This window comes from Nocardia fusca NBRC 14340 (assembly GCF_001618425.1).
GTDB classification, from domain to species: Bacteria; Actinomycetota; Actinomycetes; order Mycobacteriales; family Mycobacteriaceae; genus Nocardia; species Nocardia fusca.
On record NZ_BDCU01000041.1, the window covers coordinates 97,513 to 110,909 of the forward strand.

The following is a 13,397-nucleotide window of genomic DNA, read 5'->3' on the forward strand; positions in this document are numbered from 1 at the left end:
ACTCACTTACCTCCCATGGCCATTGCGAAACTCCGGCCGATATGGTCGCTGTGGGCCGACGGAACGACCGGCAGCAACCATGAATCCTTGATGTCACGTATTTCGTCGATACGGGCCCCGACGTCCTCGATGGACCACTGCGGCCGATACACCCCGGGGGTCTCCGCGATATAGGCCCGCGCCACCCGGCCCGCCAGCGCCACGAGCATTTCGCCACTGATCGAACAGGATTCGTGCGCCAGCCAGCCCACCGCCGGCGCCACCAGTTCGGGTTCCATCGGCGGATACTTCGAGGTATCGATACCGTCGGCGAGCCGGGTGACCGCCGCCGGCACGATCACATTGGATTTCACCCCGAATTCGGCGCCCTCGAGCGCCACCACATTCGACAGCCCGATCACGCCCGCCTTGGCGACGGCGTAGTTGGCGACGTTCTGGTTACCGTAGAGACCACCGATCGAGGAGGTCAGTACGACTCGCCCGTACCCGGCCTCGCGCATCGCCGGAAAGGCGGCGCGTACGACGTGGAACGCACCGCGCAGATGCACGTCGAGGACGGAATCGAAATCCGCGTAGCTCATTTCGGTGAGCGGGGCATAGCGCACATTGCCCGCATTGTGGACGAGCACATCGATCCGGCCGTAGGTGTCGAGGGCGGTGTTCACGATCGCCCGGCCACCGTCCGGGGTGGCGACCGAATCGGTATTCGCGACCGCCTGCCCACCGGCGGCCGCGATTTCGTCGGCCACCGCACCGGCGACCCCGGTATCGCTGTCGCCACCCGGGATACCGCCGCCCACATCGTTCACCACGACCTGGGCGCCCCGAGCGGCCAGCAGCAGGGCGTAGGCCCGGCCGAGGCCGCGACCGGCGCCGGTCACCACCGCGACCCGTTCGTCGAACCGCATCTCGGACAACGCTTCTCCTAACGTTTCGCCGCGGCGTGTCATTCGCCGAGCGCCAAACCCTCCAGGCGGCCGGTTTCACGCCAGCTCTGCAGGATGTCCTCGAGGGCGTAGAAGCCCGGCCAGTACGGTTCGCCCAGATGCGAGCGGATGTTCCGCTCGCCCTCGTTGTTGTAGTAGCCGGGGGTGCATTCGCGCTGGAAGTTGCTGTTGTCCACCGCGGTCTCCCGGATGGTGGCGCACCAGCCGGCCACGGCCTCGGGAGTCGGTTCCACTGTCCGGGCGCCCCGGTTCAGCGCCTCGCCGATGATGTAGGCGGCGTGGGTCGCCTGCTGATCGAACATATCGGTGGTACTCGCGGTGATACCGCCCTGGATGAAGCCGGTGAAGAACAGATTCGGGAATCCGTTGCTGGTGAGGCCGTGCAGGGTGCGGTAGCCGTCCGCCCAGTGTTCGTAGAGGGAGAGCCCGTCGCGGCCGGCGAACGGATGGATACCGTAGCGGCGGTCGAGCTCGGTGGTGATCTCGAATCCGCTGGCGAAGACGATGCAGTCGACCTCGTGTTCCACCCCGGCGGCGATGATCCCTTTCGCGGTGATCCGTTCGACACCTTTGGTGGCCGACACATCGATCAGGGTCACATTGTCGCGGTTGTAGGTCGGCAGATATTCATCGTTGAAACAGGGACGCTTGCACAGGAACCGGTAATACGGTTTGAGCGCCGCGGCGGTCTCCGGATCCGTGACGATCTGGTCGACCCGCTGCCGGACCCGTTCCATCGCCCGGTAGTCCTGGTGCTCCCGGATTTCCATGAACTTCTCCGGCGTGACCTCCGCCCAGAGATTGTTCTCGTCGAGATAGGACTGCACATTGCGGCTGACCTCGGTCCAGCCGTCGCACACCAGATCCGGCTGCCCGGGAGCGAACGCTTCGAAGGCGGCGGTGTGGAAATTGCGGCGGCGCTGCAACTGCCAGCCCGGTTGCAGCGTTTTCACCCATTCCGGATCGGTGGGCACGTTGCCGCGCTCGTTGATATAGGACGGGGTGCGCTGGAAGACATACAGGTGCTCGGCCGAACGAGCGATATGCGGGATCACCTGGATCCCGCTGGCTCCGGTACCGATTACCGCGACTTTCTTGTCCTCGAGGCCGGTGAGGCCGCCCCGCATATCGCCGCCGGTGTAGGCGTAGTCCCAGCGGGCGGAATGGAATGTATGGCCGGTGAAATCGTTCAGCCCCGGGATGCCGGGCAGCTTGGGCTTGTTGAACGGTCCCTGCGCCATCACCACGAACCGGGCGCGGACATCGTCGTCGCGATTGGTACCGATCCGCCACCGCCGGCCGGACTCGTCCCATTCCAGGGACTTCACCATCGTGGAGAAGATGGCCTTCTCGTACAGCCCGAAGTGTTTGCCGATCCGCTGTGCGTGCTCGAAACATTCGTCGCCGTAGGCGTATTTCTGGGTCGGGATGTACCCGGTCTCTTCCAGCAGCGGCAGATAACAATAGGCATCGGAATCACATTGGATGCCCGGATACCGGTTCCAGTACCAGGCGCCACCGAAATCGCCGGCGAGTTCGATGATCCGGAAATCCTCCACCCCGGCCTGGGTCAGCCGCGCGCCCGCGGTGAGCCCGGCCCAGCCGCCGCCGAGGACCGCGACATCGATCTCCTCTGTCAGCGGATCCCGCGGCGTCACCGGGGTGTAGGGATCGCCTTCGAAGAAGTCGGTGAACCCGTCCTCGGTCACCACGTATTGCTTCTGCCCCTCGGGCCGCAGCCGCTTATCGCGTTCGGCCAGGTACTTGGCCCGCAGCGCGGCATGGTCGATCTCGGGGGTCTGCGTGGGTGCGCAGTTGTTCATTCGGATTCCTCGATGGGGTGGATCGGGCCGGCGGCGCCGGGGTCAGGTGAGGTCACGCGGTGCGCCGGTGCCCATGTACTTCGCGAGGTTGTGGTGCAGGTTCACGACACTGCGCTCGCGATACGGATTCGGCTTCGGGCCGGAGAAACCCAGGGTCTTCATGCCCTGCTGGACCGCGGCCATATTGTCGAAGTCCTGCGGGAGGACGGTGCGCCAACCCGGATCGTCCTGTGGGGTGTGCACCCATTCCGTCTCCGGTGCTTCGCCTTCGGGAAACAGCTCGTAGACCGCGGCCTCGAATATGCATTTATCGGGGTCGTAGCCGTAGGGGTGGGCGCTGTAGCAGAGCATATTGTTCACGGCGTGCCCGATCTGGAAGTTCGGGAAGATCTGCCACGCGGTACCCGCGGCCGCGACCTCGGCCGGGGTGACGGTCGGCCAGACGACACCGCGCAACTCGTCGGCGGCGCGGGCCGAGGCGAGCCAGTGCGCCATGACCTCCGGCGCCGGGGTGCCCTCGGGGAGTTCCTCGGTGAGCCGGCGCGCCGCTTCCACCATGGTCCAGGTGGTGTTGGTATTGGCGTTCTCCCAGGTGAAGTTCTGTAACTCGATGGTGGATTTACGGGCGTCGGGTCCGTGGCCGAGGCGGATCTTGCCCTGGCTCTCCTCCTGCCCCTTCGGCGCGTCGTAGCCGATATTGCTGTGTTTGCCCTGTGCCCGCGCCCAGCCCAGGAACATGCCGAAATTCATGAACTCCGGATGGGTGTAGGGCACGTGGTAGGTCTCCATGAAGGCCTCCAGCGCGACCTTCCAATTGCAGTCGAACACCAGCCAGCGCCGCCACCGGTAGCGCATGTTCTCCAGCCGGAACGGATCGAGCAGGGTGGCGGCCGGTTCCAGGTATTCCAGCAGCGTCTCCGACGGGTTCCGGTCCAGGTTGATCCAGATCCAGCCACCCCAGGTGTCGACGTGTACGCCGACCAGACCGTCGTTGCGTTCGGTGAGCCCGCACGGCCAGTCCTCGCGTTCGGGGACGAAGGTGTTGCGGCCCTCGAGGTCGTAGCGCCACCCGTGGAAACCGCAGACGAACTGCTTCTTGCGTCCCTTCGCGTTGCGCGCCCCCGCCGGGGTGTCCACCAGGCGGCGGCCGCGGTGCGCGCACACATTGTGGTAGGCGCGGATCGTGTCCTCGGCAGTGCGTACGACGATGATCGAATCGTCGAGGATCTCGTAGGTCAGGTAATCGCCGACCTTCGGAATCTCCTCGACCCGCCCCACCTGCTGCCACACCTTGCGCCACAGCTTGTCGCGTTCGGCCTTCACGTAGTCGGGACTGAGGTAGGCCTCCACTCCGATCGTCATCGGCGCGGACAGCGGTTCGGTGTTCGTGGCGATATCGTCGACGGTCTCGCTCATGCCTCCGCTTCGCTCCGGCACGAGCGAGGGCTCGGCTGTGTCCATTGATCGCTCGCTACGCTCGCTCATGGCGTTCTCCCACCCCGGGTCCGGGGACAGTCGGTGTCGGTGCAGTGCATATCGGTGGTCAGCTGGTGATCGCGGCGCGAAATCCCTCGTCCTTCAGGAACAGGGAGGTGTTGTCGGCGCCCAGATGGGTCCATTTCAGGTTCAGTCCGCCGTCCACCAGCAGCGTCTGGCCGGTGATGTAGGACGACAGCCGCGAGAGCAGGAACAGCACCGCGCCGGCCTGTTCCTCGGGCCGGCCGCGACGGCCCATGGCGATGGCCGTCCGGTCGCGTCCGGGGTCCTCGTCCACGTAGGTCCCCGAGGCCGGGGTCTCGGTGACGCCGGGCGCGATCGCGTTCACCCGGATATCGCTGAGCGCCAGTTCGACCGCCAGCGTCCGGGTCGCCGCCACCAGGGCGGCTTTCGCCGTGCCGTAGGCGATATGGAACGGGGCGGTGTTCAACCCGCTGATGGACGACAGTGAGACGATCGACCCCGGCCGGCCCTCTCCTTTGATCTCCGCGGCCACGGCCTGGCTCATGAAGAACATGGACTCGAGGTTCTGGTGGAACAGCGCCCGCCAGTCCTCCCGCGTCACCCGGGTGGCGGGCATCCAGGTGGCGGGCGCGGCGCCGCCGGCGATGTTCACCAGGCCGTAGAGCTCCCCCTCGGCCTGCCGGGCCGCGTCCAGGACGGTGGCGACTCCTTCGTCGGTGGCGGCGTCGGCCTGCACCGGAATCACCTTCAGGCCCTCCCCCGCCAGGGGTTCCACATGCTTCGCGAGATTCTCGGCGCCCCGGCTCACCCCCAGCACGGTGGCTCCGGCCCGGGCGATCAGCCTGGTCACCGCGGTCCCGATACCGCCGCCGCCCGCGCCGGACACGATCACCACGCGTCCGTCGAGCCCGAAGAAGTCGTTCGTCATGGATTCCTCACCCGTCCTTCCGGAACGCGAGCACACTGCCCTCGGCATCGGCGGCGATATAGACGGTGCCGTCGGCGGCGGCGGTGATACCGGCGAACGGACCCTGCGGCCCCGAGAACGGCGGCATACCGAGCAGCGGTTTCGGGGTCACTCCCGGCGGCGCGCCGACCGGCAGGTTCCAGGCCAGGACCTCACGCGCCTTCGTCTCCAGGTCGACGGAGACCAGATTCTTGGCCCCGGAGTCGACGACCAGCAGTTGCGAGCCGCGCACCAGAATGCCCTGGGGGGTGTCGAGGCCGTCGACGACAGTGTCCACCCCGGCCGGGGTGACCGAGACGACCCGGCCCGCACCCGATTCGGCCACCAGCAGGGTGCCGCCGGTGGTGAACGCGACACCGAGCGGTTTCCGCAGCCCCGACGCGAGCACATCGACGCCGCCCCCGCTGTTCACGCCCAGTACCCGCCCGGTGCCGAACTCGGTGGTCACGATGAGCCCGCCGGGACCGACCTCGACGCCGTAGAGCTGATCGAACGGAGTTTCCGCACCGGCCAGGAACTCGCACTCCCCGGTGCCCGGCCGCCAGCGGGCGATCTGCCCGCCCGCGGTGGCGACGACGAATTCCCCCGGCCCGGTGGCGGTTACTCCGCGCGTGAAGCCGGGGTAGCCCGGGCTGAACAGCATGCCCTGGGTTTCCAGTCCGTCCGCGCCGACGGCATAGAAGTAGGTGCCGTCGGCGACGAAGAGGGTGCCGTCGGGGCCTACCGTCAGATCCAGCGGCCAGTTCAGGCCGCCGGGCAGCGTGGTCCTGGTTTCCCCGCCGGCGAGGATCTCGGTGATCTCACCGGTGAAATTGGAGACGAACAGGCGCCCGTTCACCAGGGTGCAATTGTCCAGGCCGGGGTTCAGCTGGGCCAGCAGGGTTTTCTCCCCGTTGCGCGGGTTGATCCGCAGGACCTGACCCGACGCCACCTGGGTGGAGACGATGAAACCGTCCGGGTCGAACTTCACCGAGTCGGGTACCCCGAGATCGCCCGCGACGCGTTCGGGTGCACCGCCGTCGGGATGGATGCGCCAGATCTCGTTGGTGCCCATCACGGGGTAATAGAGCAACCCGTCGGGGCCGACCTCCATCGCATTGGGCTGTTCGATGTTCTCCAGCAGGATGCGCGGAGCGCCGCCGTCGAGCGGGAGTTCCATCAACCGGCCACCCGGCCGGCATTCGTTGACGAACAATCTGCCCTGATGGACGGTGATGCCGTTGGCACTGGGCAGATCTGCGCGCAGCAGCCGGGTGGTGCCATCGGTGTGCCGGGCGCTGACCCGGCCATCCATCACCTCGGTGGCGTAGAGGGTGCCGTCCGGATGGAAGGCGCAGTCGTCGGGCGCGACGATATCGCCGCCTTTGGCGCTGATGGTTTCGATTGCGCCGGTATCGATATCGAGCGCGCTGATCTGACTACCGGTGACCTGCGCGATATAGATCCGGCCGTCGGGACCGGTGCGCAGCCCGTTGGCTCCGAACAGCCGGCTCGGCGCCGTGACGCGACGCTGCTGCCATCCCGCCGCGAGCCCGATCGACTGGCCGCCCTGAAAGCGCGCCTCTTGCTGCAACATTCCGACTGACTCCCAACCGACCCGGCCGATAGCGCTGTTCCGCCTCGATGTCGAGGACTTGTAAGGAATCTAACGCCCCATCCAGGCAAGCGCAATAAGTATTGCAATCTTTATAAGGATAGACGCGGACAGTCGGAGGCAAGGTCGATCGACCCCTTCCGGCGCCTGGAATCCTGCGGTAGGCGCCTCACTACCCACTTGGGAGAATAGCATTCTCCGATAAGGAAATGAGCAGGTCCGGCAATATCGGCGAACGCCCGGCCGAACAGGTCGGGCCGGGCAGCGCGGCTCCGGCAACGCCCGTCCGGACGCCGTCGGCGGGCCGCCGCGTGCGCAGTCCCGAAAAGGAATCGCGCTGATTTCATGCCGTGAACACCGGCGCGCACCGGGATACGTTGCGTGCTCGGAGGGTTCGTTGCCGGACGGAAAGTGTGCGACTGAAGTGCGAAGAAACAAGCGCAGTGCGATCGTCGCGATCGGGATGGCCGCCATGGTGCTGCTCACCGGTTGCTCATCCGGGAACGACAACGGTCTGCCCGTCGACGGTGGCGAGTTCATCACCGGCCTGTACCTGGAACCGCGCGGGCTGGACCCGCACCGGCAGGTGTACTGGGAGACCTACCGCGTCTCGCGCAATATCTTCGAGCCCCTGGTCGGGGAGGATCTGACCACCGGCTCCGGTGTCCCCGCCCTGGTTCCGGTCCTCGCCACGAAATGGGACCACAGCGAGGACGGGCGCGTCTGGACGTTCCAGCTCCGTGACGGAGTGACCTTTCACGACGGCTCACCGTTCGACGCGGCCGCGTTGCACAAGAATGTCCGCCGGGTATGGGACCGCTCCTACCAGTTCTTCGACGAGGAGAGCGCCGGCCGGGTGAAGGTCTGGTTCGGCAACCTGCGCGCTGCCCGGCCCACCGGCGACCACTCCTACACCTTCGAATTCGACAAACCGTTCCTCGGCTTCCCGCGCATCCTCGCCCAGTCGATGTACACGCTCCCGGTCGGCAATCCGGCGGTCTGGGAGAAGTACGGCAACAACGAATTCGCCCGGCATCCCGAGGGCACCGGCCCCTACCGGTTCGCCTCGCGCGCGATCGGCGACCGGATCGTGCTGCAGCGCAACCCGGACTACTGGGGGCAGCGGCCCCGCCTGGACACGCTGACCTTCCGCGTCATTCCCAACAACCAGACGCGCGTGGCCTCGCTGCTCAACGGCGAGGTCGACCTCATCGGCTATGTGCCGCCCGACGATGTCGAGTCGCTGGAGAACGCCGGTTTCGACGTACCCGAGGGCACCGCCGCGGAACTGGTGTACTTCTCCTTCAATCGCCGCAATCCCGTCTTCGAGGACGACCGGGTACGCAAGGCGCTCATCCACGGGCTGGACCGGGAAGCGCTGGCGAAAGAGGTCTACAACGGCTACGCCTCACCGCAGTACTCGTTCCTGCCACCTGGTAACGAGGCCTACGATCCGGCGGTCCGCGATTTCCCCTACGATCCCGACCTCGCCCGGAAACTGCTCGCCGAAGCCGGTTACGACCCGGGCGAACTCAGGTTCAACCTCGTCATCGATGTGGCCAACGAGAACCTCGGACAGTGGCTGCAGGCCCATTTGAAGGGCATCGGAGTCGAAGTGGACATCGTGAGCCTGGACCGGGTCAACTATTCGGCGCGGGTGTACAACCCGCAGCCCGGCGACGGCCTCAGCATCGACGAGTTCGGCGAGACGAATGCCGAATGGCTGTACAACGGGTACAACGGCCTGAAGAACCGCGGTCTGGACCCGGCGAAGTACCCGGAGGTGACGGCGGCCATCGATACGGCCCTGCGTACCGCCGACCCGGATGCGCGGATCGGCCTGTGGCAGCAGGCGGAGGCGAAGCTGCGCGCCAACGCGCTGGTGATCCCGGCGGTAAATCTGAACCGGTACTACGCGACCGGGCCGAACGTCGAAGGCTTCGTCTACGCGTCCACGAACTGGTACGACCTCGCACCGGTCTGGTTGTCGGGTTCCCGATGAAGCAGGTGCGCCATATCGGGTTCCGCGTCCTCAACGTGGTCCCCCTCCTGGTTCTCGTCTCGATCCTGGCGTTCCTGCTGGGTGCGCTCACTCCGGGCGATCCGGTGGAGTCCCAGTTCGCCTCGCGCTACACCCCCGAACAACTCGACGAACTGCGCGCGATCTACGGTCTGGACCGGCCGCTGTGGGAGCAGTACTTCGTCTGGTTGCAGAATCTCGTCGCCGACGGCGGCGGACTGTCGCTGACGCTGGGCACGCCGGTGTTCGACATGCTGGTACCGCCGTTCCTCAATACGGTGATACTCACCGTGGCGGGAGCCTTCGTCTGCGTGGTATTCGGCACCCTGATCGGCGCGGTGGCCGGGATCTTCCACGGCACCTGGATCGACCGCTCGGTGATGCTGCTCGCCCAGATCGGCAGCAATCTTTCGGTGTACTGGTTCGGGCTCGTGCTGATCAGCGTGTTCTCGCTGCGGCTGGGCTGGCTCCCGGTCGGCGGTATGCAATCGCGGGGCGGCGGCGGGTTCGCCGATCTGCTCGAACATCTGGTGCTGCCCGCTGTCTCGGCCGCGCTGATCTCCATGCTGGTGCTGGCGCGTTTCGTCCGGATCGGGGTGATCCGCGAAGCGGCCACCGATTACGTGCGCACGTTCCGGTCCCAGGGTGTGCCGTTGCGCACCATCTACGGGCGCAATATCTTCCGCAATATCGCGCCCAGCATCGTCAATGTCACCGGGCTCGAGATCGGCACCCTGATCACCGGCGTGTTCTTCGTCGAGATCGTGTTCAACTGGCCCGGTATCGGCACCCAGCTGGTCAATGCCGTCAACGGCAAGGATTACCCGGTCATCCAGGGCGGCATCGTGCTGGTGGCGCTGTGCTATCTGCTGGTCGATCTGATCACCGACGTGATCGTGGACGCCCTCGATCCGCGACTACGGGGGGCATGATGGTTCTCGCCGTACCACGCGCCTCGGTCACCGGGCACACCTCGCCCCGCCGGCAGCACGCGCAGCTCGTCACGGCCGGTGTCCTCATCGGTGGCGTGGTACTCGTCTCCCTGTTCGCGCCCCTGCTCGCGCCCTACGATCCGCTGGCGACCGACCCGTCCGCCAAATTCCTGCCCCCGGGCAGCGACGGGCATCTCCTCGGCACCGACGATCTGGGCCGCGACCTGCTGAGCCGGCTGCTGTGGGGTGGCCGCACCTCCCTGCTGCTGGCCGTGATCTCGGTGGCCGGCGCCACCGCCGTCGGATCCGTCGCGGCGCTGCTGGCCGGCTTCGCCGGACCGCGGGTGAGCGGCGTGGTCATGCGGCTGGTGGACATGCTGTTCGCGTTCCCGGTGATCCTGGTCGCCGTCGCACTGGCCGCGGTGCTGAGCCCCGGGGCTCCCGTCGTGGTGGTGGCGATCGTGTTCTATGTCGTCCCCTATGTCACCCGAGTGGTCTTCACCGAGGTCAAACAACATACGAGGCGGGAATACGTGGAAGCCGCGACAGCCCTGGGCGCGACCCGCTGGTCGCTGATGGTGCGCGAGGTACTGCCCAATGTGACCGGTCAGATCGTCGTCTACGCCACCGGACTGGTCGCGACCATGGTGGTGTTCTCCGCGAGCCTGAGCGCGGTGGGGATCGGCGTCCAGCCGCCCACCCCCGACTGGGGACAGATGATCGCCTCCGGCGCCGAAGTGGTGCTCTCCGGGCATATGTACGTGGCGGTGATCCCCGGGCTCACCGTGGTGCTCGTGGCCCTGGCCTTCAACTGGCTCGGTGACGCCCTGCACGATCTGGCGAGCCCGCGCACCCGGGGAACCGGCCGATGACCGCGGTGTCCGCGCACAGCGCCCACGCGGCGGAGGTCCGGCCGGCGGCCGCCGCGGTCCTCGAGGTCGTCGACCTGAGCATCGCCTTCCCCGGCGACGAAGCCGACGCCCCGACCGTCTCCGGTATCTCCTTCGCCCTGGCCGCCGGCGAGGTCCTCGCCCTGGTCGGGGAATCGGGTTCGGGGAAGAGCCTCACCGCGGCCGCGATCATCGGCCTGCTGCCCCGGTCGGCCCGGATCACCGGCGGCGCGGTGCGGTTCCGGCACGGTTCGGACACCCCGGTCGATCTGACCGAGCTCCCCGAGCGCCGGCTCGCCGCCTACCGCGGTGCGGGTATCGGCATGGTGTTCCAGAACCCGCTGGGCGCACTGGATCCCGCACACCGGATCATCGCCCAGCTCGACGAAGTACTCGTCCGGCACCGGCCGGACACCCCGCGCGCCGCGCGGCGGGAGCTGGCGGCGCAGTGGCTCGCGAAGGTCGGATTCGACGCCCCGGACCGGGTGCTGGCCGCCTACCCGCACGAGCTCAGCGGTGGTATGCGCCAGCGGGTGGCACTGGCACTGGCCGCGCTGTCCGAACCCGTCGTCCTCATCGCCGACGAACCCACCACCGCGCTCGATACCGTGGTCCAGCGCCAGATCCTGGACCTGCTGCGCGATATCACCCGGGCCACGGGGTCCGCGCTCCTGCTGATCACCCACGACTTCGATGTGGTCGCGCATATGGCCGATACCGTGGCGGTGCTGTCCCGGGGCCGGATCGTCGAGCAGGGGCCCCGCGACGAGGTACTCACCACGCCCGAGCACCCCTACACCCGCGACCTGCTCGACGCCGTACCGCGGCTGGGCAAGCGGGCCGCGCTACCGCACTGGCACGGCGTGCGCCGACTGTCGTCCGCCGGATCCGTCCCGCAGCAGTCCGTACCGCCGGTCCGGGACGACACCGCCGCGGCGCTGCTCCGGCTCGAGGCGGTCACCAAACGATTCACCGTCGGAGGTATCGGTACCGGGCTGGACAAACGCGAACTCCTGGCGGTGGACGATATCTCGGTCGCGGTGCGGCCGGGCGAGATCTACGGCCTGATCGGTCCGTCCGGCTCCGGGAAGTCCACGCTCGGCCGCGTGATGGGCGGGCTGTTGCCCGCGACCGGTGGTTCGGTCGTCTTCGACGGCGCATCGCTGGCCGGCGCCCGGCCCGCGGCATTGCGTGCGCTGCGTTCCCGGTTGCAGTACGTCTTCCAGGACCCGGTCGGTTCCCTCAATCCCGGTATCCGGATCGGCGAGCAGATCGCCCGGCCGCTGCGGCGGTTCGGCCGGGCGCCGAACCGGAAGGCGACCGCCGACGCGGTGGCGCGGGCTCTCGAACTCGTCGGGCTGCCCGCCGGTTTCGCCGAGCGCTATCCGCACGCCCTCTCCGGCGGCCAGGCCCAGCGGGTCGGTATGGCGCGCGCACTGGCGCTGGAACCCGAGCTGCTCATCCTCGACGAGCCGACCTCCTCCCTCGATGTCTCCACCCAGGCCGAGATCATCGATCTGCTGCTGGAACTGCGGGAACGATTGAATCTCACCTGTGTGTTCATCGGGCACGATCTCGGTCTCGTCGAATGGGTGAGCGATCGTATCGGAGTGTTGTCGGACGGCCGGCTGGTCGACGAATTCGCCACCGAACACCTCTACGACAGCGCCCGCTCCCCCGCGACCCGGGCTCTGCTCGACGCCGATCTCGGCACCAGGAAGGTGCAGCGTTCATGACCTCTCCGGATCCGGGCCGTCCCGTCATCGCCACGGCGCTGACCACCGCCGAAGCCGCCGCGGTACTCGCCGACCCGGCGCTGCGCGGGCGGTGGACCCACCATCGGGCCGCGTTCACCGTGTTCGGTATCGACCGGCTTCCGGGCGCCCCGACCGAATCGGTGCCGGCCGCAGGCGATCTCGACCCCAGCGTCCTGGCCACGGCGCTGGCGGTGTACGGCGGCCCCGCGATCGTCGTCGCCGCGACCGCCCATATCGATCTCCCCTACAACCTCGCCCGCCGCACGCTGTCGCTGGACCACCTCACCCGGGGCCGGTCCGGCCTCCTGCTCGGCAGCCGCGACCCACGCGGACGCACCGGGAACGCCTGGAGTGGAGCGGGTCTCGCCGCGGCCGCCGAGCTCGGCCCGGCGACCACCGCCGATACCGCCCACGCGGTCCTCGGCCTGTGGCAGAGCTGGCCCCTCGACAGCATCGCCGGCGACAAGGAGTCCGGCATCCTGGTGCACTCCGAGCGCATCCGCCGCGTCGGGCACCGTGGCGTCACCAGAACCGCCGGGCCGCTGAGCATTCCCACGTCGCCGCAGGGCACCCCGGTGCTCGGGTGGTACGGGACCGGCCCCGATATCCGAGCGCACACCCCCGATATCACCGACCTCACCGTCCTGGGCGGGCTTCCCGATCGAGCGACCGTCGAGTCGGCGGCCGGACAGCCGGGGCGCGCACCCGTCCTGGCCGAGGCCTCCGTCCGGGACCTCGAGACGGCCGCCGAGCTGCTGCGGGCAGGCGCCCACGGGCTCCTGCTACGCACCACCGGTCCGGGCACCCCCGCCGAAACCGCCGCACGCCTGCTGGGTACCGACCTCGCGGTGCGGTTCCCCGGCGCGGTGGTCCCCGGCGACACGACACTGCGGGACACCCTCGGTCTACCGCCGCCCCGCGACCTGTTGTCCGACGCGACCGCGGCGTTTCCCGCCCCATCCCCGGGCGTGTACCGCTGACCACCGCGCCTCCGTTCCACCCGACA

Annotated in this window: 10 protein-coding genes; 5 read left to right on the forward strand and 5 right to left on the reverse strand. The window is 67.9% G+C overall.

Annotated features, from left to right (window positions below; all coding sequences use genetic code 11):
- Positions 1-2: 2 nt before the first annotated feature.
- From NF4_RS26430 to NF4_RS26450, 5 genes are all read right to left on the reverse strand, one after another.
- On the reverse strand, positions 3-917 hold the full coding sequence (locus tag NF4_RS26430) for an SDR family NAD(P)-dependent oxidoreductase (protein WP_063130171.1): 915 nt from the start codon (positions 915-917) through the stop codon (positions 3-5).
- Positions 918-946: 29 nt separating this feature from the next.
- Positions 947-2,770 carry a flavin-containing monooxygenase gene (locus NF4_RS26435; protein WP_063130085.1) on the reverse strand — a complete coding sequence of 608 codons (1,824 nt, stop codon included), beginning with the start codon at positions 2,768-2,770 and terminating at the stop codon, positions 947-949.
- Between the two features lie 42 nt (positions 2,771-2,812).
- On the reverse strand, positions 2,813-4,186 hold the full coding sequence (locus NF4_RS26440; RefSeq protein WP_063130086.1) for an aromatic ring-hydroxylating oxygenase subunit alpha: 1,374 nt from the start codon (positions 4,184-4,186) through the stop codon (positions 2,813-2,815).
- Positions 4,187-4,313: 127 nt separating this feature from the next.
- Positions 4,314-5,159: an SDR family NAD(P)-dependent oxidoreductase gene (locus tag NF4_RS26445; RefSeq protein ID WP_063130087.1), complete on the reverse strand. Its 846-nt coding sequence runs from the start codon at positions 5,157-5,159 to the stop codon at positions 4,314-4,316.
- Positions 5,160-5,166: 7 nt separating this feature from the next.
- Complete coding sequence (locus tag NF4_RS26450; RefSeq protein ID WP_063130088.1) at positions 5,167-6,774, reverse strand: SMP-30/gluconolactonase/LRE family protein; 1,608 nt, start codon at positions 6,772-6,774, stop codon at positions 5,167-5,169.
- 442 nt (positions 6,775-7,216) lie between these two features.
- On the opposite strand from NF4_RS26450, the gene NF4_RS26455 reads away from it, so the two are divergent.
- Genes NF4_RS26455 through NF4_RS26475 form a run of 5 tightly spaced genes read left to right on the forward strand, consistent with a single transcriptional unit; the run spans position 7,217 to position 13,371 of the window.
- Positions 7,217-8,794: an ABC transporter substrate-binding protein gene (locus NF4_RS26455; protein WP_063130089.1), complete on the forward strand. Its 1,578-nt coding sequence runs from the start codon at positions 7,217-7,219 to the stop codon at positions 8,792-8,794.
- A complete protein-coding gene (locus NF4_RS26460; protein ID WP_063130090.1) occupies positions 8,791-9,744 on the forward strand; it encodes an ABC transporter permease in 954 nt (317 codons plus the stop codon). The genes NF4_RS26455 and NF4_RS26460 overlap by 4 nt, the downstream gene beginning before the upstream one ends.
- On the forward strand, positions 9,741-10,616 hold the full coding sequence (locus NF4_RS26465) for an ABC transporter permease (RefSeq protein WP_063130091.1): 876 nt from the start codon (positions 9,741-9,743) through the stop codon (positions 10,614-10,616). Before NF4_RS26460 ends, NF4_RS26465 begins: the two co-directional genes overlap by 4 nt.
- Positions 10,613-12,370 carry an ATP-binding cassette domain-containing protein gene (locus tag NF4_RS26470; protein WP_063130092.1) on the forward strand — a complete coding sequence of 586 codons (1,758 nt, stop codon included), beginning with the start codon at positions 10,613-10,615 and terminating at the stop codon, positions 12,368-12,370. The genes NF4_RS26465 and NF4_RS26470 overlap by 4 nt, the downstream gene beginning before the upstream one ends.
- Positions 12,367-13,371, forward strand: a complete 1,005-nt coding sequence (locus tag NF4_RS26475; RefSeq protein ID WP_063130093.1) for an LLM class oxidoreductase — start codon at positions 12,367-12,369, stop codon at positions 13,369-13,371. Before NF4_RS26470 ends, NF4_RS26475 begins: the two co-directional genes overlap by 4 nt.
- Positions 13,372-13,397: the final 26 nt, after the last annotated feature.

What these genes read in the sequence shown, in the direction of transcription:
- NF4_RS26465 (WP_063130091.1), top strand. Translation starts at nt 9,741, where the DNA reads ATGATGGTTCTCGCCGTACCACGCGCCTCGGTCACCGGGCACACCTCG.
- NF4_RS26460 (WP_063130090.1), top strand. Translation starts at nt 8,791, where the DNA reads ATGAAGCAGGTGCGCCATATCGGGTTCCGCGTCCTCAACGTGGTCCCC.
- NF4_RS26475 (WP_063130093.1), top strand. Translation starts at nt 12,367, where the DNA reads ATGACCTCTCCGGATCCGGGCCGTCCCGTCATCGCCACGGCGCTGACC.
- NF4_RS26435 (WP_063130085.1), bottom strand. Translation starts at nt 2,770, where the DNA reads ATGAACAACTGCGCACCCACGCAGACCCCCGAGATCGACCATGCCGCG.
- NF4_RS26450 (WP_063130088.1), bottom strand. Translation starts at nt 6,774, where the DNA reads ATGTTGCAGCAAGAGGCGCGCTTTCAGGGCGGCCAGTCGATCGGGCTC.
- NF4_RS26440 (WP_063130086.1), bottom strand. Translation starts at nt 4,186, where the DNA reads ATGAGCGAGACCGTCGACGATATCGCCACGAACACCGAACCGCTGTCC.
- NF4_RS26470 (WP_063130092.1), top strand. Translation starts at nt 10,613, where the DNA reads ATGACCGCGGTGTCCGCGCACAGCGCCCACGCGGCGGAGGTCCGGCCG.
- NF4_RS26445 (WP_063130087.1), bottom strand. Translation starts at nt 5,159, where the DNA reads ATGACGAACGACTTCTTCGGGCTCGACGGACGCGTGGTGATCGTGTCC.